The following is a 23840-nucleotide window of genomic DNA, read 5'->3' on the forward strand; positions in this document are numbered from 1 at the left end:
TACAGTACATAGTACCCAGTACCTAATACCTAATATAAGTACCTATTCAACTACTGCTAAAATATCAGTTAATTTTAAGATAGTGTACTCTTCTCCATCTACTTTTACTTCTGTACCAGCATATTTTGAGAATATTACTTTGTCTCCTACTTTTAATTCTTCTTTTTTCTTCTCATCGTTAGTAATTCCAGGACCTACAGCTATTACTTCTGCCATTTGAGGCTGCTCTTTAGCTGAACTTGGCAATACAATACCGCTTTTAGTCTTTTCTTCAACCTCGATTTTCTTAATAACTACTCTGTCGCCTAATGGTTTAATTTTCATCTTATAACCCTCCTTATCATAATTTATATTAAATGATATTGCTTTCCCGATTGTTAGCACTCGCCAACATTGAGTGCTAATGCTTACAAGTATATGTTATAAAATAGCTTTTATGTAGGCAAACACTTTCAATATCTATTTTTCCGGATTACATACGATTATATTGATTTATTTTAATATTTATTCTATTTTCTTTATTTTACGTTTATTTACTACATAAATCGCCAGTTACCAGAGAAAAGGAACAAATCACCATATTCGTCGTTTGTCATTCGAAAAGCAAATAGTCAAAATAATTTTACATTTTCCATTTTAAATTTTACTTTTTTTAATCCAATCCCTAATCCCTTGTACCAATCCCATTCTCTCTTGCATAATAAAATAGATACTGCTGTGCAAAACCCGCATATTTACCAAATTTATCTTGTGCGTATTTTTGTATATCTTTAAGTTTAGTATCTTTTTTAAGATAAAAATACTCCATTACCCTCTTTACCCAAACATCTATCGGAAAAGCATCATACTTCTCCATAGAGAATAACATTATACAATCAGCAACCTTAGGTCCTACACCTGCAAATAACATCAATTCTTTTTTTGCCTCTTCTGTAGTCAAATTTTTCAACCTGTAAATGTCCATTTGTTTACTTGAAACAATCGCGGCAGCATTAAATATATATTTAGCTCTGAATCCTGTTTTACAATCTTTTATATCATCTACTGTCAGTTTGCTAAGAGTATCTGCTTTAGGAAAACTATAATATTTCTTTCCATTATATTCGCCAACAAACTCTCCATATTTTTGGCTTAAATTTTCTATAGCTCTTTTTATCATCGGTATTCTATTATTAGCCGAAATAATAAATGATATTAAAATTTCCCAAACATCCTGTTTTAATATCCTTATACCATAGCCATATTCTACAGCTTTTTTTAAAATTATATCCTTTGAAAGCTCTCTTTTTATTTTGCTATAATCCCTACCTAAATCAAAATATTCAAACCAAATATCATTAAATTCTTTTAGATTAGTATTAGAAAAAACTATCATCCCGTTTTCTTTTTTTACGTTTATGACTTTTCCATATGCTACACCTGTATAACTACCATCATCTTCTTTATTCCATCTAAAACACTGTCCACATTCGAATATATGCTCAGGTTCAAAATCTTCTAGCTCTTCAATAATAACTTTATCTCCATCTTCGACTACTTTCAAAATAATACACCCTTTCTATTCATAAAAGTTGTCCAAAGAAAAAAGCCGGCATCAAGCCAGCTTTTTTATTAATACCAACCTCTTAACTTCATAGCTTCAGCTATTCTCTTAATTGACATCATGTATGCTGCAGTTCTCATATCAACTTTATTTTCTTCCATTAATTCATATATTTCATTGAATGCCTTAACCATTAATCTTTCTTGTTTTTGTTGTACTTCTTCGAAACTCCAGTAGTAATTCATTAAGTTTTGTACCCATTCGAAATATGAAACAGTAACTCCACCTGAGTTAGCTAAGATATCAGGAATTACTAATACTCCTTTATTGTATAATATTTCGTCTGCTTCAGGAGTTGTTGGACCGTTAGCACCCTCACTTATAATCTTAGCTTTTATATCATTAGCATTTTTACTAGTTATTTGGTTTTCTAATGCACATGGTAATAATACATCAACATCTAGTGTAAGTACTTCATCTCTGTGAACCTCTTTTTCAGCTCCAGGGAAACCTTTTACATGTCTGTTTTCTTTTACGTATTCCATTAATTCTTTTACATTTAATCCATTTTCGTTGATTATACAAGCTGATGAATCAGATACACCTATAACTTTAGCTCCCATTTCTTCCATATACATAGCTGCATAGCTTCCAACATTACCAAAACCTTGAACAGCTACTTTTAAGTCAGCTAAGTTTAATCCTAATCTCTTAGCTGCTTCTCTAACCATTATAGCAACACCATATCCAGTAGCTTCAGTTCTTGCTAATGAACCTCCGAAACTAACAGGTTTTCCAGTGAATACTCCTGGCACATTGTGTCCTTGTAATTTTGAATACTCATCAACCATCCAAGCCATTATTTGTCCGTTTGTATTAACGTCTGGTGCTGGTATATCTTTTTTATCTCCAATGATTGGAGCTATTGCTCTAACATAAGCTCTTGATAATCTTTCTAATTCACCTTCTGATAATTCACGTGGGTCAACTATAATTCCGCCTTTTCCTCCACCATATGGAAGTCCGATTACTCCACATTTGAAAGTCATCCAAGTTGATAGAGCTTTAACTTCGTCTCTAGTTACGTCAGGATGGAATCTTATACCACCTTTTGTTGGTCCAGGTGCGTCATTGTGCTGTGATCTGAATCCTTTAAATACTTTGATACTTCCGTCATCCATTCTTACAGGAATTGATACTTCCAAAACTCTCATTGGCTCTTTTAATAATTCATATACTTCTGGTTCTGCTCCAAGCTTATCACACGCTGTCTTAATTTGTTGTTGAGCAATCTCAAATGGATTTAAAGTTTTTTCAGCCATTATATGACCTCCTTATAACATATAATAATAATTTAATATTTGTTAAAATATTAACATTGATATATTTTAGGAAAAGGTTTTCACACCGAAAACCTAAACCTTCATAATAATATATATGTAATACCTTTATCTTACATTGGAATTATAACATATATATTTTTTTTTGTAAATAAATATTACATTTTTATCATTTTTTTGACATTAACATCAATAGAAAGTATGTTTAAAGAGGTCATATATTCAACTTCATCCACTATCTGCTCCTGCATTCTTCTTACAAGAGGTTTTATCGGGTTTCCATATACTATTTCCACATCTAAAGAAATTATTATTCCTTGTTCTTTAGTTTTTATATCTATATTCGCAACCTCAGAAATACCTATAACCTTATAAGCAGCATACTTAACTAAATCTCTTACTACATTACGTGATATAGTGTATTTACCTAAATAACTAAATGTAGGCCTTACTACTGTTTTTTCAAAGTACTGCTTATCATTATTTGTTTTTTTAAAAAATACTTTTAAAGTATCTATAAAATATCCTGAAAAATCCTTTTTTATCTCAAAAGTAGGTACAGGAATAACATGTTTACCTTCTAATCGCCTCTGTTTTTTTGCTAATTTTATTTCATATTCATTAGATATATCTTCAATATATATTCTTTTAGTTATCTCTGGAAGTTCTAATATTTCAACAATTTTATCTACCATTCTATCGGATGTACCTAATATTAATAGAGCGTCGGGCTTAATATTCTTTATAACTTCCTTCATTTCTCTTCTATGGTTCTTGTCCATAAATAAAGCTCTTTTTATCGCACTCACAATAGTATTTTCCCTCTTAGCAGACTTTCCTGCCAAAACTTTTGTCCCTTTTATCAATAATCCATCATCAATTATATATTCAATTCCCAATTCTTTTGCCAACATAATCGCTTTATAACTCTTACCCGTACCACTTTCACCAATAAGGGCTACTATTTTCATAAATATTCCTCCATAAAAATTCAACTATTTAATCAATAGAGCATATTGGATAATTTAAGATACAGAATAACTGTTCCATTGTTTCTAACATTTGATAAACTTATTCCATAGTTTCAGACGTTTTTCTTTCAAAAATAGTTTTTCCTACCCTATCAATATGTTCTTTAAGCTCTTTATTTTGCAGATGTAAATAATCTACTACATCAAAAAAATATGGTAATGGGCTATATTCTTCTAGCATTGCATGAAGTTTTGATATAGTATCAAACGTTATATTCTCACCAAAGATAGCTATATCAACATCTGAACCAAGCTTATAATCCCCTTTAGCTCTAGAACCAAATATCACAGCTTTTTCAATTTCAGAAAACTTCTCTATAGTCTTTTTTATATAGTCTATGTCTGATTCGGTTAAACCAAAGCTCATACTAATTCCTCCAATTTAGAACAGAGTTCACAGATAATCCTATAATATTTGTTTCTTATCAGTTCCTCTGCTTCTTTTGCTCTGGCTTCATCATATGTATGTGCTAGTAAATTTCTTTTTTCTAATGCATCTATCCAAGTATGACCGTCTGTAATGAGTTCAACTTGAAAAGCTGTTTGTATTGTTCTTCTAGGACTTTTTACATCAAATCCTTCTTGCTCTAAATAATCTTTCATTGTTTTCCAGGCTAATTCAAAGGTATACTCAAAGCATTGAATTAATCCTTGAACTTCAAATTTATTTAGCTCTCCTTTTTCAATAAATTCCGTTAGCTGTAAAGTAGCTTTTTTAAAATTTAAAAACCTTTGTTTCCATCTGACATCAAGGTTCATACCTCTCACCTACTTTATCACTTTTTCTTTTAATGATTATAAATATTATATCATACACAAATTAAAACCAAAATTCTCTAATCTATAGTTTCATCTTTATATTTAGGAAATACTTTTGATATGTTTTTAGGATACAGTAGAACCATCCCCTTGTTTCATTTTTGAAATGATTAGTACTAATGCTGGTATTATAATTTGAAACGGAATAACATAATACGGATAAACTTCTCCTGCCCATCTTACCATATCTGACAAACTATCATACACCCATATAGAAATTACAACTGCAATTGCAACCACAGGACTAATAAATGGTTTATAATCGTCTAAGTCAAGTAATTGAGTAATTCCAACAAGCGAAGCATAAAGACACATTGCAATTTTTATACTTGCAGCTATAAGCAAATTTACTGCAATAAATGGTTCAACAGCTATTCCAGGAATCAAACTTATTGTAACATGCGATGGAAATATATTTCTATTTAACATATCTGCTCCTAAAACCATCAAATTACTCATTACTACACTCAATAGAATTGATCCAATAATTGTAAGTGAAATATAAGATACTTTCAGTAAATCTTTTCGCTTGTTCAGATAAGGAAATATCATTAAAAACACTACAGTCTCTCCAAATGGAAAAGTTAATACAGAAAAACTCACTTTTAATACTTTTAAGAAACCATGTTCTAAAAATGGTAACAGATTTTTGACTTCGTAATGTCCCATTACCAATAAAAATATTGAAATAACTAAAATTAACATTACTGGAACAATTATTTGTCCTACTCTACCGATAACTTCTAATCCTTTCTTTAAACTATAAACTAATACTAATGCTATAGAAATTATAATGAAAATAAGAGGAGTTTCTGTATAGATAGATGTTACCATAAACTCTCCTAAATTCCTAAAAACAAGTCCTGCTAAATGAAGAAAATACCAAATATAAAATATCCCTATAACACTACCAATATATTTACCAAAAGTATCTTTTAATATTTCTATAAATGTTTTTGATGGATTTAATATCGATATATATACATACATTCCAATTAGTATATAACCTCCAACCCAACCAATAATATAGGCTAACCATGAATCTTGATAAGCAGCTACTGCTGGAGTTATTATAGCAGAGCTTCCAAAGATAAATCCCATTATAACAAATGATAATTGAACTGGTGAAATTTTTTCATTATTAATCAATTTCTTCACCTCGTAAAAATAGATTTCACCAAACGCTCGATAACAATAGAAGGAGTTGTTGGCATTTTTTCAAACATCAAAAGTATGCTTACAATAAAACTTAATCCTAGCAATATTGAGTATACAATAATAGTTTTTTTCTTTTTATTTGTTTTCGATATTACAGGTATATCAAAAATTACAATCAAAATATATATAGCAATCAAACCTATTACCATACCGACTCCTGCTTTCATTTAATTTTAGATGGCTTTCCTATAATTCCAGTACCCTTAACTTTTACTTCTACATTTACTTCAACTGGAGCATTACTAAAAATATCTAACCAATCGTCTTTAACTTGTTTCCAATAGTTTAAATGCTTCCTATAAACCACTTCTCCAAAGCCAAAAATATCACTTTTATATTTCCTTTGTACAATATTTAAAGCATCTTGAATATCCATTTTTATAGCTTTTTCTACCTCTTTGCTTAACTTTTTCTCTTTTGTAGTTAAATCGCCATTTCCTTGCTGATCTGCTATATTCCCCGTTGCTTTAACTTCTATTAATAAAACTAATTTTCCATCAACTATTTTGGCATCTATTTTCCCATTTGAATTTACTATTTCTATTGCTACTTTTTTACTTTCATCTAAAGGATTTTCTACATTATAAACTGCATTTTTAACTTCATCTTGTATAAATAAAAGCCCTCGAGTTTGAGCAGCATTAAGCCATCCTACCAATTTATCTTCTTTAAAAACAGCAGTGCTATCTATTTTCATATTTTCAATTTTTTGTACTTTTTCTTTTTTAACAACCTCTATAGCTCCTATAGCCGGACTTATCCCAGGCTGAATAAGGCATCTTAAAACATCAATAATAGTAACTTTTTTTATTTTAGCAAGTTCTTTATTATTTTTTAATATACTTTTTATATGTATAGAAGGTATTTCTTCTAAATCACTCTTAGCTTTTAATATTTCCTCTGCAGTTGTGCCTTTAGCAATAATAATATCAGAACCTAATCTTGGCTCATGATTTCTCTCCCAAAAATCTAATGCTTCCATAATACCATTTCGTGCAAATTCCTCTCCTATAACCATTAAATCTGCATGATTATAAAAAGGTTTTCTATTTATTGTAATCATCTGATTTTTAACTGCTTCAAAAATAGTATCTCCAGTAGTTGTAAATGCCCAAAAAGCTTCTTCTTCAGGTGCTCCTTGTTCTCCTGCTTTCATTACAGTAGGCTTCACTATCTGCAAAGTTAGCTGCACTTTACCTTCACTAGTTCTATCAATGCCTACAGCCGTAACGAATGCTTTTTCTGTCAAATCCTTATTATCCCAACAAGCATCAAATATTACAATATTAAAAATAATCATCAATAATAGAACTGAAATTTTCTTTAGTTTAATCATATCAATCCTCTTTCTTTATATGATTAACTTTCATTCTATACTCAATCCTTCTATTTTTATTGCCAGTAATAGCTTTAGGTCTTGTAACCATACTCCATATTGGAAATCTTACAATAGAATCTTTTAATCCCATACCATCAAGTGGAGCAATTGGAGATGTATAAGGTACTCCAAATGACCTTAATGAACACAAATGAATGATAACTACGAATATAGATAAAAACAATCCCATAAAGCCTAATATATTTGCAGAAATAAGAAACAATACTCTTAATATAGGAATAGTTCCACCCATTGGAGGTACTACGAAACTGCTAATAGCAGTCAATGCAGTAACCATAATCATCAAATTACTAACAAGACCTGCTTTGACAGCAGCTTCGCCAAGTACTAAAGCACCTACTATACTTACGGCTTGACCGATTGGTCTCGGCATTCTGACACCTGCTTCTCTTAACAATTCAAAAGAAAGTACCATCAATAGAGATTCAGTAAAAGCAGATGTAGGTAATCCCTCTCTCGATGCCGATACTGATAATAACAACTTAAATGGAATTACATCAGCATGAAATGAAATTAATGCTACATAAAAACTAGGCAGTATAACTGAAGCAAAGAAAGCTAACATACGTGCAAATCTTGCTATCGAAGCAAAATACGGTCTTGAATAGTAATCTTCACTTGCTTGTATAGTTTCTATTAATAGATATGGAACTATTAATGCAAAAGGAGTTCCATCACATAATATAGCAATCCTACCTTCTAATAACTTAGCTGCTACAACATCTGGTTTTTCACTATTACCTACTGTAGGAAATAGAGAAAACGGTTCATCCTCAATAAATTCTTCTATATACCCAGACTCAAGTATTGCATCTATCTTTACCTTTTCTAGTCTTCTTCTAACAGTTTCTATAATATCCGGATTAGCTATACCCTTTATATAACAAATACATACATCTGTATTAGTCTGCTCTCCTAACTTAATTATTTCAAACTTCAACTTAGGATTCTTAATTTTTCTACGTAAAAGCGATGTATTAGTTCTCAACGTTTCTGTAAAACCTTCTCTAGGACCTCTTACAACAGCTTCTGTATCAGGTTCCTCAACGCCTCTTGTCTCCCAACCTTTAGTATCTGCCTTAAGTGCTACATTTTTACCGTCTATATATATAACAGTATCTCCCGAAAGAATATCATATACCGTTTGTTTAAAATTACTAACAATTTCAAGGTCTCCAATACTTAATAAATTCTCCTTAAGTATATCTATAATAGTTTCTTTGTTTACTACTTTATTTAAATTTGACATTCTAGATTCTATCATCAATGCTTTTAAAATATTTGTATTTACAGTTTGCTTATTAGTTAAACCATCAATAAATGCAACTAGTATTTTAACTTCTGAATTTTCACCCAATGCTATCTCTCATAAAACAAAATCGCTCGAATCAGAAAATATCTCTTTAAGTTTCTCTTTAACACTCTCAATAGAATTCGGTATTTTTTCAGTCTTTGAATAATATTGAGAATCTTGCACACTATCATTTTTAGCTTTTAATACAAAATAATTCAATAATCTGGTGAAATATCTTAACACCTTAATCACCTCATAAATAATACATTTGACTCAATTATTAGTATTTCATGGAATAAAAAAATATATTCAAATAGAAAAAGCCAACTCCATCTAAATTTTTTGGAGTGGCTTTTAATTAACTAAATACTTCTCATAATTGTATCTCTGGTAAAAAACCTTTTGACTAATAAGATTAAAATAAAATCTAAAACTATAAGCACAATTTCGTATTTAAATATAAACTTCCACGTTATATTAGTTGTATATAATCTCATAGCCATAGGTGCTATTAAAGGAGCTCCAATAAAGAAATTAATCATACCAGCTCCACGAGCACTTTTTAATTTAATCGAAAATAATGTTCCGAGTAACGTTTCAAAACTGCTGATTATAAGAGTGTTTATTAGCATTGTATATAATGAAATGGCAGAATATATCTTGAAATGTATTATCCCGTAAGCCTTATAATACATGATAAAAACTGTAAGATAATTTACAATAAAACATAAGAGTGTTACTAATAGAGCAATTAACATGATAAAAATTACTTTTCCTATATAAAGTATTGTAATCGATACTGGAGTAAACAAAAGAGTTTCTAAAGTTTTCCGTTCTTTTTCTCCTGCAAATGTGTCAGCTGTAAGATTTGCCGGTATAGTTATCGCTATTATTTGAAAAGTCAATCCTACTACATACCAATTGTTATGTAAAATACTATCCTTTGATGATATTGGTATAAGAATTCCTAATACTAAAATAAACATACAATAATAGACAATAAATTCTTTATTTCTTCTTAACTCAATTAATTCTTTATTGACTATATTGAATATATCCCTAATCATATCTGATTCTCCTTATCAATCTCACTATACAACTTCTCTAAATCAAAGGCCTGATAAGAAACACCATAAACAGCCATTCCAGAGTGTATTACCACATGGATAATTTCATTAGCATCTTCTAGCTTGTCGATTCTGACTTTTATTAAACCTTTTTTAAACTCATAATCTTTTATATGCATTTTCTCGAAATTGCGTTTAAGCATAGCTCTCGATTTTTCATTGTCCTGAAATACAGATATTTCTATGTCTATTTTCTCTTTATCGCTAATAATAGATTTTAAATCCCCCGAAAAAACGTTTTTACCTTTTTTTATTATAGTAATAAAATCACAAATCTTTTTTACTTCTTCTAAATCATGTGAACATAATACTACACCGATATTCTGTTTTCTCACTAATATATCTAACATTTCATGAAATTCATTTCTGCTTATTGGATCTAGTCCATTAGATGCTTCATCTAAAAGAAGTAACTCTGGTCTATGAAGTACAGCTCTTATTATACCTAATTTCTTTTTCATACCTGTTGAAAATTCTTTAACTAATCTATTTTTTACATCATTCAATCCAAATTGAGTTAAGTATTCATCTATTCTTATCTTTAGTTCATCATTAGAAATACCGTACATTTTCCCATAATACTTCAAATTTTCATAGGCCGTTAAATTACCATATAGTCCTGTATTTTCTGATAAAACACCTATTTTTCTTCTTACTTTTTTACCAAATCTTATAGGATCAAGTCCAAAAACTGATATTTCACCTAAATCGGCTCTTAAAACGCCTCCTATCAATCTGATAATTGTAGTTTTTCCAGCTCCATTATGCCCTAAAAGCCCGTAAATATTACCTCTTTTAATACTTAAATCAATTCCTCTAAGTGCTTTAATATCTCCAAAGTTTTTATGAACATTTTTTAATTCTACCAGTACTTCCCCCATAACACCTTATCTCCTTTTCTTACGATAAAACATAACTTTTGTTACTATTGCGATAATCAGAAAAAAACCTAAATACAGCCATTGATTATCCATCAAATCCCCCCATATATATTTTATTTTCTAATAATAACATTTTTGATTTATATTGTAATTTATTTAAAGGAGTTTTGCAAGTTAAAACACAAACAATTAACATCTTTGTAAAAATATTCAACTTCACCTAATAAATCACTCTTATTTATACTAAAAATTCTATTTATAGGTATTTGAGCATCTTCTAATAAGTATTTCAACCTATCTCCACTTATATAAAATAGCGTTCTTAAAATTAACCCTAATAGAAAAAATATATATACTTTTGATACTACCGAATAATTTTCTTCTCTAAAATAATCTATGCTACTTGATTGATTAATTAGACATCTAATACAAGCACTTTCTCCAGGAATAACAAGCGGCCCAAATAACACTTTATATCTATTAATGTCAGAGAATATGCATATATGTCCCTTATTTAATACAAAATCATTTATGTATAAAATTCTCTCTTTAGAAAATCTGCCTTTAACAACAATATGAATATATTTTTGACTATTAATAAAACTGTATTTTTCCAACATGTCATCTGACAATATTTCTAGTTTTGAATTATTAAAATATCTTTTTACTATCTCTTGTTTTTTCTCTCTTAACTGTTCAATATTAAATATTTTTGAATTTACCACATCAATAGGTTCTACATATGAATCTTGGGAAAATATTAATATTTTCTTTGGGTTATATCCCAAAAGGGCTTCTATAATAGTAATAGACACTTTTGATAAATCATGAAAAACGAAAGTAACATCTGAAAAATCAAAAATATCAAACTTTGCCGATTCAATAAACTTATTAAAAAATATACTATCTTCTAAATTATAAAATTCTAATATTTTTTTGCTTTTCTCGATACCAATTTCTTCAAAAACATAATCATAGTCCTTCAACAGTTTATATATTATTTTGTTATAATCTTGTTCTAACAAATATCCAATTGTGTTTATCCTCTGTAAATCATTCTTCATTTTTTCAAAATCAAAGTCAAAATTATGTTTTATTCTCAATATAAATTTTTTCTCTTCTTTATCGTAAATCGAAAATATTTTATCGTCTTCTGAAAATAATAAATACTTTTCTTTTAGTTTAATTATAGTCTTTAATTCCATTCTCATCACCTTTCACCCTACTATAAAAGTATACATATTTGATTGATAAGTTTTGTCTAACTCTAGAAATTTATTAATCCTATCTTCAAAAAATCCTCCCAATGGAACAGTAGACATTCCCAACATTGTGGCCACGAGCATAATATTCTGTCCAATATGTCCTAATTCTTTATAAATCAATCTATAAGTAAGCGAATTATATTTCTTCTCCATATATCTCGTATTGCCAACTAAAAACACTAAAAAAAGGGCATCATCAAAACTCATATCACCTATATCTGTACTCGAAGTTAAAGAATTTAATTCTTCTAAATCGACACTATGAAGTGCCAACAGTTCTCTATTATTCTGATTATACCTATAAACCCTTTCCTCTTTTAAAATCTCTGAATTTCTTATCATTTTTTTAGTAGGAACTAAATAGATATCGACTGGATAAAATCTTCCACCAGACGGATAAGTTTTTAAATTGTATTCTCTATCACTTATCCCAAAAGAATATCCTAAAAAAGCTATTAACTCTTGTGTTGACAAAGCCTGTTTTTTAAAATTCCAAGACGTTCGCCTTTTTAATAAAACATCTGTTAACCTAGTATCAAATTGTTCTAATTCAGAAACATAAGGGACTACGTAAACCACTTCACCTTTTTTGTCATTTTCACGCCCTTTTCTAACATCATTTTCTATTAACTCCATATAATTACTTATAGGAGCTTTTACCGATTGAGTTAACGGTGAATGTTTAGAATTTTCATGGTACAATCTATAAAGATAAGTCTGTTTTTTTACATCATATTTAAAATTCCATAATACGCGTTTCTCTAGCATTATCCTCACCCTTTTTTAATCACTTGATTTATAACATCGGCTATCATACTTTCATACTGAGGATATACCCCTAGTCGATTGTTCATCATATGAATATGCGATGCAAGAATACTAATACGAGCTTGATTTTGAGTTTTATATTTAGTCTGATTTTTTACAATATTATCAAGTATAGTCTTAAGATTCATATACCAGTCATTATATTGAATATTCTTTAGATTATCTTTTATATAGTGATATCTTGAACTGTATATATCAATTAACTTCTGAGTCAGTTTAGAATAATTTATTTTTTCATTTCTATGCTTTGCCCAAAACGAACTATATATCTCATTAAACTTCGCTTTATCTTCTAGAATTTGTATTGCCACACTAAACAAATCTAATGCCGCTATGATTTTTTTATTAGGATTATCCTCTATTTTTTCGAGTATAAGTAGTGATAACCTACTAGATATATGGAATAAATCTTCTGATAATTCTATTACATTTTCTCCACCATACCTATCTATCTCTGGTATATACGGTATCTCCACAATAGTCCTATTATCGCACCAATATAAATCTTCTTTTTTTACAGGTTGTCCATCAAATTTATGGTTTCTATAATAATCTTCTGGTTTTAATATTAATGAATTATTGTATTCAAGATTAAATTCATCAAATATTTTATTAAGTTCTTGTCTAATATATTTACCGTTTTCTCCACGTTTCTTGACTCTAAATCGAATATGAGGGCCTCCCTGCCAATATCTAATATAAAAATATTTATCTAATAAATTATTATCTTCTAATTTTCGTATAAACTTTGAAAAAAACTTCACCAAGAAAACATCATGTAAATTTGTCTCATGAATAAATATATGATAAGAATCCCAACCCATTCTATCTAACTCCTAACTAAAATAAATTTTATAATTATATGTATTTCCTCTGCCAATCATTAGAGCATACATAATCCTGTTATCTTTATCTAATCTCAATACCTTCTCTAAATAATCATCTTTAAAATTCTTTATAGGTCTCGAATACAAACCAAATAATGATACTATGGTAGAAATATAATGAATAGATTCTGCCGATAATAAATGGGAAAAATAAATTTTCTCTTCCTCTGAAAAATCTCCTGTAATATCATAACTTACAAAGAACACAACAGGATTAGAAGATAAGTTAATACTCTGATGACTGTCATTTAAAATTTTATAGTTTTCAGTATATATATCATCCATATATGAGATATTTTCTATTCTCCCGTCTTCCTTAACTTCATAATATCCCGGTTTAACTCCAAATACACTATTTACTAAACAGAATACTCTTATATTCTCTGAATAAAATACATTATTAAAAATCAAATCTGCACTTCTATTTATAATTTCATAGAAAATTTCAGTTTCTAAAACCTTTTTTGTACTAAAAATCCCAAAATAGCTGTGATTAGATTCTCTAGTTTTTATCGATAATAACAATTCTTCTTTACTTAAATATTTTTCTGATTTAAATTCAAACATATTATAAATTTCTTTGTCATTCGACATATTTATCTTCTCCAAAAAATTAATAACATTCGGAAAAAAAGTAATCTCTTCTAAATAACTATATATTCTCATAGGCACATCTACATTTTTTGTAACTCTAAAATTCTCTCTATTCTCATCAATATATTCAGACAAATCGATGATATAATTTAACATCATTTGTCTAAAATCTAATTTCAATTTTCTAAAGAAGACATCTTTATCTAACATATAATCAATTCTAAATTTTGAAAATCCGTTGATATTCAATAATTGTTTTAATTGTGATAATATATGTCCTGAATCTAATATCGAAAGAGCTAGTCCAAATTCTCCATAAAACTTCATAATCCTCCATAAATCTGATATTAAAATTATATAGATATTATTTGTAAAAAAATCTATATTCGTAATATACTCAAACTCATTAATTTTAGGATTATATCTCAAAGCATGTCCTCTGTATATAACATAACATTCGTTGGGATGAACATTTCTTGCTGATGGAACTCCTCGGTGATATATATAAGGATTATCATACTGATAACTTAATATCCCAAGTGTATATTTTATTGCATTTGAAATATTCGAAAAGATTTCATCCGTATAGAATACTTTTTTGTCCAATATTTTTTTATTAATCTTTATATGTTCATCTGTCAGAGTATCTCTGTTAATGTCTGTTATTATATGATCCACAAATTTGAAAGAATTAATGTTTGTATAAACTTCGTATCTATACTTGGTTAACCTATCAAAAAAATTCATAATTAAACGCCCCCTTGTAGTTCCCCTTCTATGGGAAAGGATGAGGGATTAAATTGATATCTTTAACATCTATTGGATATCTCTTTTTACCCGCTATTATTGGTGCTGTTAATATTCTCTCATAGTTTAACCTTCTATTCTGATTGCCAAATGTCATCGTAAGCATTGACGGTATAATCACTTTTACACTCGACATATTCAATTCCTTAGTTATATAACTATTTGTATCGGCTATATAAATACGTGGATGATTTTTAGATATTTTAAAAATAATATCGGATAAAGTATGTTTATTCTCTTTATTTTTATACCATTCATAATAAGCATCTTTAAATTTAATCTCTGAATTGTTTTTTAGAACAAATTCTAGATATTTAAAATTTCCCTTCAAAGAATAGAAATATACATGATATTCCATTTTAGTAACTGCACTCGGATTATCTTTTAACATTTGAATTTCTTTAATTTTTTCAGGAGTGGATAATATCTCATTATATACCGACAAAGATGTAACTATCTCGACTAAAGCACTCTCTAAAGCCTTTTCTGGATTTATATGACTGCCAGCTGCATTATAAGCCTTAACTCGTCCTACATCTTTTTCATCTACTACTAATGCCCAAATAGTAGGTATTCGCGTTTCCAATGTTATATCGAATAAATAAATAGCATATCCTTTCTTTTTCAAATATTTTATTATATTATCTATTTCAATATTGTCTATCTCATCAATATTGAGTCTAACTGGTGGCATTTTATTGTACCAATAAACTAAAAAACTATCCCTTTCTACTACTTCAAACAAAGCATACATAATTGCTTCTTCTAAATTCGCTCCTAATGCCGAACCATTTGAAGTCTCATAAATAAACCTTTCTTCTTCATTAATAATCTGATTATCAAAAAAAATCATCTGTTCGGGTATCCAAAATATTTCTTTAGAATTTATTTCATACACCTTTCTCCAATAATACTTTTTATTGTCATCATATACTTTTAGGCTATACCCTTTTTCTGTAAATTGACTTTTATCTGGCATTGTAAACTCTTTAGGATGTAGTACATTATCAAACTTACTTTTCAATTCTGTATAGCTGCCGTATATACTTCCGTTGAAATGAGGAACTATCGTTGAGTATCTTTCTATCATTTCAAATATAGCCGCATATTTAGAATAAATCACATCACTACTTCTTCCATATGAATAAAATTCCCTATTTTTTATACATGATTTTACACAGTACATTGGTATAATATTTGAACTCACATCTCTAAAAATCCTATATCCTATTCCAGTATCCTTATTTACTAATTCTGAAAATATATCCTCATTTTCAGAAATAATATCTTCAATGTCTTTACTTCGATAGCTTTTACTAAATAAATAATCCGCATTAAAATGCGAAAACAATTCTTCAATACAGCTATCCTCTCTACTACACACTGTACATTCAACATTTTTAAAAATCCTTCTCTTTTCAATGCTAAAATCATATTTATCTATTATATATACTCTATTCTTTAAATTCATAATATTATCTTTTATAAAATCGATAAAGAAAATTACGTTTTCAGATGATTTCTGTAAATTTAATTCAATTAATCTATTCAAACGTTCAAAAATTGGACTTTTATTTCTTCTTAATGAATTTAAGAAACATGCAAAACAGCTATCTTTTTTCTCATTCTCCAATAAAGGGCCTATAAAAACATAATTTTCATCTTCATAAAAAGATATAACTTTTTTCCCACATTTTAAAATCTTAATATAATTCTCCATAGAAATATTTTTAGCTACTATAATCTCAAATTCATTAATATTTAATGTTTCACAAATATTGTTATTAGATATTACTTTAATTTTTAATTGGTTTTTCATTACTATCACCCAATCTACTGAAACATCCAATATATAACTGTGCCTTTTCAAATATACTCTGATAACACCAAATCTCCTCTTTTATCAAAATTTGCTGTTCATTTAAGAAATTCTGTATATTTTCTTTTAATGTTTTTTTGTTCACATCTTTAATTTTCATGGTTTTCAAATTGCCTAAGACATACTTTTTGTTTTCATATTTCTTTATCCCATTCTGATAATTTCCTATTATATAATATAGTCCTTCCAATATTGTTTCCTCTTGATCAATTGTTGCATCACTTTCAAAAATTACATATTTAGTATTTTTATCGCATATTATAATCTTAACAACTTCATATTGAAAAATGTTTTGCCCTAATATTTCAACATCTATACCTACAACCTCTTTGATATAGTCTATAATTAAATTAACCCTTTCATTCGTTTCTATTTTATATACTTCATCAGTCGAAGGCAGCATTGATATTAAACCAGATAACAAATATTCATCTTTAGAAGTTTTACAAATCCATTCATATCCATTTCTTTTTTCAATAGTATTCAAAAATTTTGCCAACCCTTTTGTTATTGCATTAATAGCCGCCATCTCATATTTTTCATGAAAACTTATATACTCTATTTTTCTATCTCCGGAACTAAATTCAATTACATAGCTTGTAATAGGGGAATGTACTCTGAACTTATTATAATTATTTATACTAGTGATTATATGGGGGATTTCTGTCTGTATTATTTCAAAATTCTGAATTATTTCGAGGTTTGTTAGCTTGTCCACAAATGTTCTCTCATAATACTCCGTAGAATAAGTCCTCGACAAATCATCAATATTAAAAGTACTGACTGCCCCATCATTGTAAATTAATCTAGTATTAACTTTATTAAAATCAAATTTATTTTCAATATAGTGCAGCAATATATTTACTGGCAATATCTTATTAGATATGCTATAATCTTTAACATTATTCATTTCAAATATTTTGAATGTATTAATAATCGATTTATTAAACTCTGTCAAATAAAGTAATAAATATTGTCGCTCAAATTCTCTGACTAAGACCATTTCATCAAATCTATTTAAAAATTTTTCTATTAAATTTTCATCTGTACCAAAATATATGACTATTTCATCTATTAAATCATCTTCAATAATATCTTTCTCGTCCATATTTACTACTTTAATTTTTCTATCTGCAAAAAAATTTATTACTGATGCCGGTGCATTAATAAATATAAAAGTCTTCTGTTCTAAATAATCTAATATTTCATAATGTTTTTTAAAGTTCTTTATAATATATCCTTGAAAATCTCTATCGAGTCTATATTGCTTATCACTAACAATATACAGTACATCTAGTTTTAAAAGCATTTTTACAAATTTTAATATGTTTTCTCTCTCATCAGGAATATTCTTAATTAATTCATCAATAAATATACTGTCAAAAGCTAACTCTATTATTTTTTGAATAAGCTCATAATCTTTTACATCCCCATTAATCTGATATCTTTTTCTCCTCTTCACAATATTTATACACTTTTTCTGGACATCATAATAAACGTGAGCATTTTTCTTATACCCTATACATATCATATAATTCCCCTCTCACGAAATATCGTCTTCCAATCTGTATTATATTTCTCAAATATATATCTTGACATGGCATAACAACAGAAATGTTTGTATATAAAACTGATATTTATAGTAGGTAGCATAGAATATAATATATTTACTAAAGACCTAAGAACCATATGCTCCTTACTACTTACTAAATCATCAACAGATTCATTAGAAACAAATACGTCATGAAATTCACTATTTATTCCAGATACATTCTTTTTTAGCATATTTATTTGCTCTTCTAGACTCAAATATCCTTCTTCAGCAAATCCATTTTGTTCAAACAATGCAACAGTTTCATCGTATATATCTTTCCATACATTAAAACATTCTGATAATAAAGAATCGTTAATATATAAACTCTCTAGTTTTTCGACTTGAAGAGCTTTATAGAAAGAATCATAATACTCTTCAAATTTTTCTCTTACACCATATTGCTCTGCAATAGCAAACATCCCTGCTATATGAGAATAATATACAATAGAAGCATATTTTTCTCCATGTTCAAAAAGTTTTAACAAAATATGATAATTTTTTAGAACAAATAATATCTTATCATTTTCTTTATCTTTAAAACGCTTTAGAATTGCTTCAAGTATAGGCTGTAACTTAAATTTAGAACGGATATGTAAAAGTAAATGTGCAGAAGAATTATATAATCTTTTATAATAATCCATATCTAAATCAAGCGTTTTTACTTTTAAATGATTATTCAAATCTATTTTTTCTTCTGTTTTTTGTTCCATTTGTGAAATTATTTTTGCATTTTTTAAGTATTTTTGTATATTTTCTCTGATTACATCTTGCGAAAATTCCCCAAATTTTTCTAAATTATATTCATAAACTCTTTTTTGAAGATATTTCTCTAGATAATCTATATCGATGTTACGATTAACAAATACTATCTGAACATTGGGCCCACCGTTCCACTCTCGTAAAATAAAATAGTTTGAATAAATATTTTCCCTTGCAAAAGGAATTATGCATTCAGATATAAACTGCCTTTTTTGCTGCTCATTTCCAAAATGGTATATCTTAAATATTTTTATTTCTTCTAACGAAAAATCTTCGCTTGTATACATGTTATTTCATTCTCCCCTTTTTAGTCGTATATTCTATTTGATATTCCCTAACAAATTTTTCATTAGAATCATTGGGTAAAACTTCTTCTAATATTACAAATTCATTATTTTTAAGTTCAACAATAAATTCTCTAAATAATAATGGACTTGCAAGATGTATATACTTTGGTTTAAGTTCAGTCCTTCCCAATTTAGAGTAATCTATATTTTTATTCCCCCTATACTTTCTGATAAAAAATTCTAAAGGTAGATTGTTATTTATAAATGTAGATATTACATCATAATAAATTTCTACTACATCTTTATCCATATCAAAAATGTTTCTTAGAAGCCATTTTCTTCGGAATAGCACAATGTTTTTATATTTTATACGAGGAATACTATCTGCTATGATTTTGTTATCTTCAGTATTCGGTTGCCATAAATTCATATAGTATTCATCAAATCTAGAAGTAGGATTAAGCCCTAATATCATTCTCAATACTGTCGGTAATAGAACATATATTAATGAGCCTAAAAAGAATACATCTAACTCGCCTTTATCTTTATGATATATTCTTACAACTTGTCTATCTTCGTCATACATAAAATAGCAGTCTCTTAGATAAATTGCATTATCCATATGATTTTCTTCTTCAGAAAAAGGAAAAATCAAACGCTGCTCATTAAAAAAATAATGTGAGTTAGCATTAAACCCAAACCCCTCTAATACCTCAACACATCTATCTTTATCAAAAACATACTCTTTATATTTTTTAAAATCTTCTTCCTCATAGATTTCTGAAAATAATTTCGAAAATCTTGAAAAGAATACTTGGTTGCCATTATAAATCTTATTAATAACATAATTTTCTTTACCCTTTTGATAAAAAATAGTAGATGAAGTAATATCACTAATTTTCTCTATGCTGCTTGGCACTTCATCAATTATACTGTCCACTATATCAGTTATCTGAACTTCTGGTAACTTACTATCCTTTAATTTCAAAATATGTTCTTTAAACTTCTTTTTCAATTCAAAGACTTTTTTAATATCATCTCTTCTCATACCTTCTATATCAAAAAGAGAATCTTCCCAAAGTTCTCTATATTGAAAGCCTATTTTAGAATACAAATGATAAACATCTAAATCTAAACAACTCACTTTCCTGTTTCCATACTTAGCTTTAAATTGTTCTGAAAAAGGAATCAAAATTGGATATGTCTGATCAAATATTTTTATAAACTTTTGTATCGCCCTAATATTATCTATAAATTTTCTATATTCTTGATCAATCTTTATAATAGGAACATAATCTTTATAATAAGTTTCCTCATATATTAAAATGTCCAGATTGATAGATATATTGAGCATTTTCGACAAATCTATTATTTGTTGCTTTATCCCATTATAAATTGAAAAACGCTCTTTATATTTTGCTGTCTTAAATTGATTTAGCAAAATATTTACTTTTTTTAACTTTTTCACAACAGTTTCTATGGTTCTCTCATCATCGTCTTTGAGCCTCGATACTTTCTGCTCAAACTCCTTAAATATATCTTCTCCAAATTCTGATAACCCCATTGTAGGTATTATAATTTTATTTTTAATTAAAATATTGATTATGAAATTATCTACATTTTCTTTTGAAATAAAATTTTCCAAATACTCTTTAATATCGGAATATGTGAATGTACTATTTTTAAATCTATTTAAAATACTACCTATTACTCTATTTTTTTTAATCCTGATATTTGTATCTATTGAATTATAAATTTTACTTTTTCCTGTATCCTTTTGTACTAGAAAATAATAAACGTCTTCATATTCTTTATACATCGAGATTTTAAATTCCAATTGTTTCAGAAAAGACTCCTTCAATATTAATGAATCAAATATCGCTCTAATTATACAATTATTCAGTTCAACACTTTTCAATATTTCAATATTTTCATCATTAATATAACTATCTTCATCTTCTTTAAATCTACCTAAAGCAACAGATGTAAACGTACTAAATGGGCTTGTCTTCATAGTAGTTCTTGATAAAATTCTTACCAACTGATGATCTAGTTTTCTAGTTCTAGACTTATGCTTTGAACATTCAACAGAAACATACTTATCAAATTTCTTGTCAAAGTCCGAATTAATTAACGGAAATGCAAGTTTTACTATATCATCTCTTTTGAAAAAATCTTGTAAATTTGCTCTATTATTCTCCATTGACTCAATAAATTTCTGATTTAATTCCATTTTTGCTTTTTGAAATTCTTCATAAGTTTTACGATAAACAGATATATATCTAATTGATAATTCGTCTAACTCTACAATCTCTTTTTGCTTAATAGACTTAAAATTATATATCTTTCTCTTACAATTCAATAGCTTTGGATTTTTAGTATCTTTAAAAATCTTTTCTAAAACATCACATACTTCTGAAGAAACTTTTTCAAGTTCTTTTTTATACTTCATCACTAAAACAACACAATCTATCAGCTTTCCATCTACTAGCTTTTTCAACTCTTTTTTAGGTACATTATTTCTCCTCTCTAAAAAATAGGGAAATAGGAAGTCTTTTTTCTCCATTCGCTTTACCGTTGGCCTATACTTACTAAATAAAACAATATCTTGTTAAGCCAACGGTTTGCACCTCCTTCATCTTTAAATAGCCTCATCTATACCTTTTTCCTTTTAGCAATTCTCTAAAAATCAATATTCTTGTCTATTTTTTTGAACTAATAATAAGAGTATACAAATCACAATAGTAACTACCAATGCCAATATATTTGCCACATTAGGTACTTTATTTTCCCATATACTAATTGCTATCCTATCCATATGGTAAACTGGATTGGCAAATACGAAATACTGTAAAGCCTTAGACAGTCTTTCAACTGGAAACATCAGACCAGATGCAAATAATACATATTGAAATACTAAAACAGTAAATGGTACTACTTGCCTTGAATTTTTAAAGAAACCATGCAAAGTCAAACTCATTAGAAGCATTATACCTATCATAATTAGAAATACTAATATAAAAACGAATAAATTATCGCTTATAGGTATACCAAATCCCAGATTTGCTATCAAAAGCATTTCTATTAATCCAACAAATGATATAACTACTCCTCTAACTATATATGTTGCAACTATGAAATATATATTGGTAGGAGATATTATTATTCTTTTGTATACTCCCAATTCCCTATCGGCTACGCTCTGCATCCCAATATTAAAAAATATTGTCAAAAAAGATATTAATATAGAATAAATAGGTACATACTGTTGAAATGACCGTACATCTCCATAGCTGGCATACATACTAGTAAAAACGATAAAAAAGAATGCCGGTATAAATAGAATAGGAAATGCAAATAACGGTTCTCTAAAAAATATTAAAAAATCATACTTAACCTGTTTTCTAAAAAAGCTATATTTCCCCATAATTATATCTTACACTCCTTCTACATAACTAAAGTAAACTTCATTAAAGTATTTCTTATCTAATTTCATTTTTAGATTTTCTGGAGTATCATCTGCTACAATCATTCCATCTTTTAAAATTATAACTCTATCACAGTACTGATCGATTTCCTCCATTGAGTGAGTAGTTAAAAGAATAGTCCTATTATTATCTTTTATACCTTTAATTTTTTTCCATAATATCTGGGCTGCTTTTGGATCTAACCCTGTAGTGGGCTCGTCTAAAAAAATCAACTTAGGATCATGCAAAAAGGCAATTGCCAATAGACATCTCTGTTTCCATCCCCCAGATAGTTTATTAAATTTCACATTCAAATACTGCTGAAGCTCAAATTCTTCAATTATTTCATCTATTCTATTCTTTCCTATATTGTAAAAACTAGCAAATAAATCGAGTGCTTCTTTTACCTTTATATATGCATACATTCCTCCTTCTTGAAATATAACACCTATCTGTGAGCGAACAAAATCCGCTTTTTCCGGTAAAGCAGCACCTAAAACTTCAACCTCCCCTTCATCATATTTTCTAAGAGTCATTAATATTTCTAACAGCGTAGTTTTACCAGTTCCATTAGGACCAACTATTCCTACAACTTCTCCTTCTTCTATTTCAAAGGATATATCTTTTAAAACCTTATTACTGCCATATGATTTATATAAATTTTGAACCTTTACTATCTTCATTTCATCACACCTTATCCTTCCTATCTTTTCTTTATACAAAATAATAATTTTTTCATAAAAGGCCCAACTGATAAAATGTTGAGCCTTTTATGAAAGTTAAATATAGTGATAAATTCTTTTACAAGACTAACCTGTAAT

General features: G+C 28.1%; 23 protein-coding genes. All 23 read right to left on the bottom strand.

Annotation, left to right across the window (positions count from 1 at the left end; translation table 11 throughout):
• Window positions 1-42: 42 nt before the first annotated feature.
• The 23 genes from groES to AB4Y15_RS01835 all read right to left on the bottom strand — a co-directional run bounded on the left by groES (window position 43) and on the right by AB4Y15_RS01835 (window position 23702).
• The gene (gene groES, locus AB4Y15_RS01725) at window positions 43-324 is read right to left on the bottom strand and encodes a co-chaperone GroES (RefSeq protein ID WP_427338036.1); all 282 of its coding nucleotides are present in this window, start codon (window positions 322-324) and stop codon (window positions 43-45) included.
• 340 nt (window positions 325-664) lie between these two features.
• Window positions 665-1543: a DNA-3-methyladenine glycosylase family protein gene (locus AB4Y15_RS01730; protein ID WP_427338037.1), complete on the bottom strand. Its 879-nt coding sequence runs from the start codon at window positions 1541-1543 to the stop codon at window positions 665-667.
• 68 nt (window positions 1544-1611) lie between these two features.
• Window positions 1612-2865, bottom strand: coding sequence for a Glu/Leu/Phe/Val family dehydrogenase (locus tag AB4Y15_RS01735; RefSeq protein ID WP_427338038.1), 1254 nt, complete (start codon window positions 2863-2865; stop codon window positions 1612-1614).
• Between the two features lie 176 nt (window positions 2866-3041).
• Window positions 3042-3854 carry an Asp23/Gls24 family envelope stress response protein gene (locus AB4Y15_RS01740; RefSeq protein ID WP_427338040.1) on the bottom strand — a complete coding sequence of 271 codons (813 nt, stop codon included), beginning with the start codon at window positions 3852-3854 and terminating at the stop codon, window positions 3042-3044.
• Between the two features lie 100 nt (window positions 3855-3954).
• Window positions 3955-4281 carry a nucleotidyltransferase domain-containing protein gene (locus AB4Y15_RS01745; RefSeq protein WP_427338041.1) on the bottom strand — a complete coding sequence of 109 codons (327 nt, stop codon included), beginning with the start codon at window positions 4279-4281 and terminating at the stop codon, window positions 3955-3957.
• On the bottom strand, window positions 4278-4673 hold the full coding sequence (locus tag AB4Y15_RS01750; protein WP_427338042.1) for a nucleotidyltransferase substrate binding protein: 396 nt from the start codon (window positions 4671-4673) through the stop codon (window positions 4278-4280). The genes AB4Y15_RS01745 and AB4Y15_RS01750 overlap by 4 nt, the downstream gene beginning before the upstream one ends.
• Window positions 4674-4799: 126 nt before the next feature.
• On the bottom strand, window positions 4800-5891 hold the full coding sequence (locus AB4Y15_RS01755) for a GerAB/ArcD/ProY family transporter (protein ID WP_427338043.1): 1092 nt from the start codon (window positions 5889-5891) through the stop codon (window positions 4800-4802).
• The gene (locus AB4Y15_RS01760) at window positions 5888-6118 is read right to left on the bottom strand and encodes a hypothetical protein (RefSeq protein WP_427338044.1); all 231 of its coding nucleotides are present in this window, start codon (window positions 6116-6118) and stop codon (window positions 5888-5890) included. Before AB4Y15_RS01760 ends, AB4Y15_RS01755 begins: the two co-directional genes overlap by 4 nt.
• Window positions 6115-7287: a Ger(x)C family spore germination protein gene (locus tag AB4Y15_RS01765; protein WP_427338046.1), complete on the bottom strand. Its 1173-nt coding sequence runs from the start codon at window positions 7285-7287 to the stop codon at window positions 6115-6117. Before AB4Y15_RS01765 ends, AB4Y15_RS01760 begins: the two co-directional genes overlap by 4 nt.
• Before the next feature lies 1 nt (window position 7288).
• Entirely contained in the window at window positions 7289-8707 is a 1419-nt protein-coding gene (locus AB4Y15_RS01770) for a spore germination protein (RefSeq protein WP_427338047.1), read from the bottom strand.
• Between the two features lie 9 nt (window positions 8708-8716).
• Window positions 8717-8887: a DUF1508 domain-containing protein gene (locus AB4Y15_RS01775; protein ID WP_427338048.1), complete on the bottom strand. Its 171-nt coding sequence runs from the start codon at window positions 8885-8887 to the stop codon at window positions 8717-8719.
• Window positions 8888-9006: 119 nt separating this feature from the next.
• Window positions 9007-9711 (bottom strand): hypothetical protein, encoded by a 705-nt coding sequence (locus tag AB4Y15_RS01780; protein ID WP_427338049.1) that lies wholly within the window; start codon window positions 9709-9711, stop codon window positions 9007-9009.
• Entirely contained in the window at window positions 9708-10652 is a 945-nt protein-coding gene (locus AB4Y15_RS01785) for an ABC transporter ATP-binding protein (protein ID WP_427338050.1), read from the bottom strand. Before AB4Y15_RS01785 ends, AB4Y15_RS01780 begins: the two co-directional genes overlap by 4 nt.
• A 152-nt stretch (window positions 10653-10804) precedes the next feature.
• Window positions 10805-11863: a hypothetical protein gene (locus AB4Y15_RS01790; RefSeq protein ID WP_427338051.1), complete on the bottom strand. Its 1059-nt coding sequence runs from the start codon at window positions 11861-11863 to the stop codon at window positions 10805-10807.
• Window positions 11864-11869: 6 nt separating this feature from the next.
• The gene (locus AB4Y15_RS01795; RefSeq protein WP_427338052.1) at window positions 11870-12685 is read right to left on the bottom strand and encodes a SagB/ThcOx family dehydrogenase; all 816 of its coding nucleotides are present in this window, start codon (window positions 12683-12685) and stop codon (window positions 11870-11872) included.
• A 5-nt stretch (window positions 12686-12690) separates the two neighbouring features.
• Entirely contained in the window at window positions 12691-13569 is an 879-nt protein-coding gene (locus AB4Y15_RS01800; RefSeq protein WP_427338053.1) for a thiopeptide-type bacteriocin biosynthesis protein, read from the bottom strand.
• Between the two features lie 12 nt (window positions 13570-13581).
• Window positions 13582-14973 (bottom strand): nitroreductase family protein, encoded by a 1392-nt coding sequence (locus AB4Y15_RS01805; protein ID WP_427338054.1) that lies wholly within the window; start codon window positions 14971-14973, stop codon window positions 13582-13584.
• A gap of 28 nt (window positions 14974-15001) precedes the next feature.
• The gene (locus AB4Y15_RS01810) at window positions 15002-16903 is read right to left on the bottom strand and encodes a YcaO-like family protein (protein ID WP_427338055.1); all 1902 of its coding nucleotides are present in this window, start codon (window positions 16901-16903) and stop codon (window positions 15002-15004) included.
• Entirely contained in the window at window positions 16830-18443 is a 1614-nt protein-coding gene (locus AB4Y15_RS01815) for a hypothetical protein (protein WP_427338056.1), read from the bottom strand. Before AB4Y15_RS01815 ends, AB4Y15_RS01810 begins: the two co-directional genes overlap by 74 nt.
• A complete protein-coding gene (locus AB4Y15_RS01820) occupies window positions 18440-19552 on the bottom strand; it encodes a hypothetical protein (RefSeq protein WP_427338057.1) in 1113 nt (370 codons plus the stop codon). Before AB4Y15_RS01820 ends, AB4Y15_RS01815 begins: the two co-directional genes overlap by 4 nt.
• Window position 19553: 1 nt before the next feature.
• Window positions 19554-22052 (bottom strand): lantibiotic dehydratase, encoded by a 2499-nt coding sequence (locus tag AB4Y15_RS01825; RefSeq protein ID WP_427338058.1) that lies wholly within the window; start codon window positions 22050-22052, stop codon window positions 19554-19556.
• A gap of 189 nt (window positions 22053-22241) precedes the next feature.
• The gene (locus tag AB4Y15_RS01830; protein ID WP_427338059.1) at window positions 22242-22979 is read right to left on the bottom strand and encodes an ABC transporter permease; all 738 of its coding nucleotides are present in this window, start codon (window positions 22977-22979) and stop codon (window positions 22242-22244) included.
• 9 nt (window positions 22980-22988) lie between these two features.
• Entirely contained in the window at window positions 22989-23702 is a 714-nt protein-coding gene (locus tag AB4Y15_RS01835; RefSeq protein WP_427338060.1) for an ABC transporter ATP-binding protein, read from the bottom strand.
• Between the last annotated feature and the right edge of the window lie 138 nt (window positions 23703-23840).

Origin of the sequence: Caloranaerobacter longqiensis (assembly GCF_050286925.1) — a bacterium.
Classification (GTDB): Bacteria; Bacillota; Clostridia; order Tissierellales; family Thermohalobacteraceae; genus Caloranaerobacter.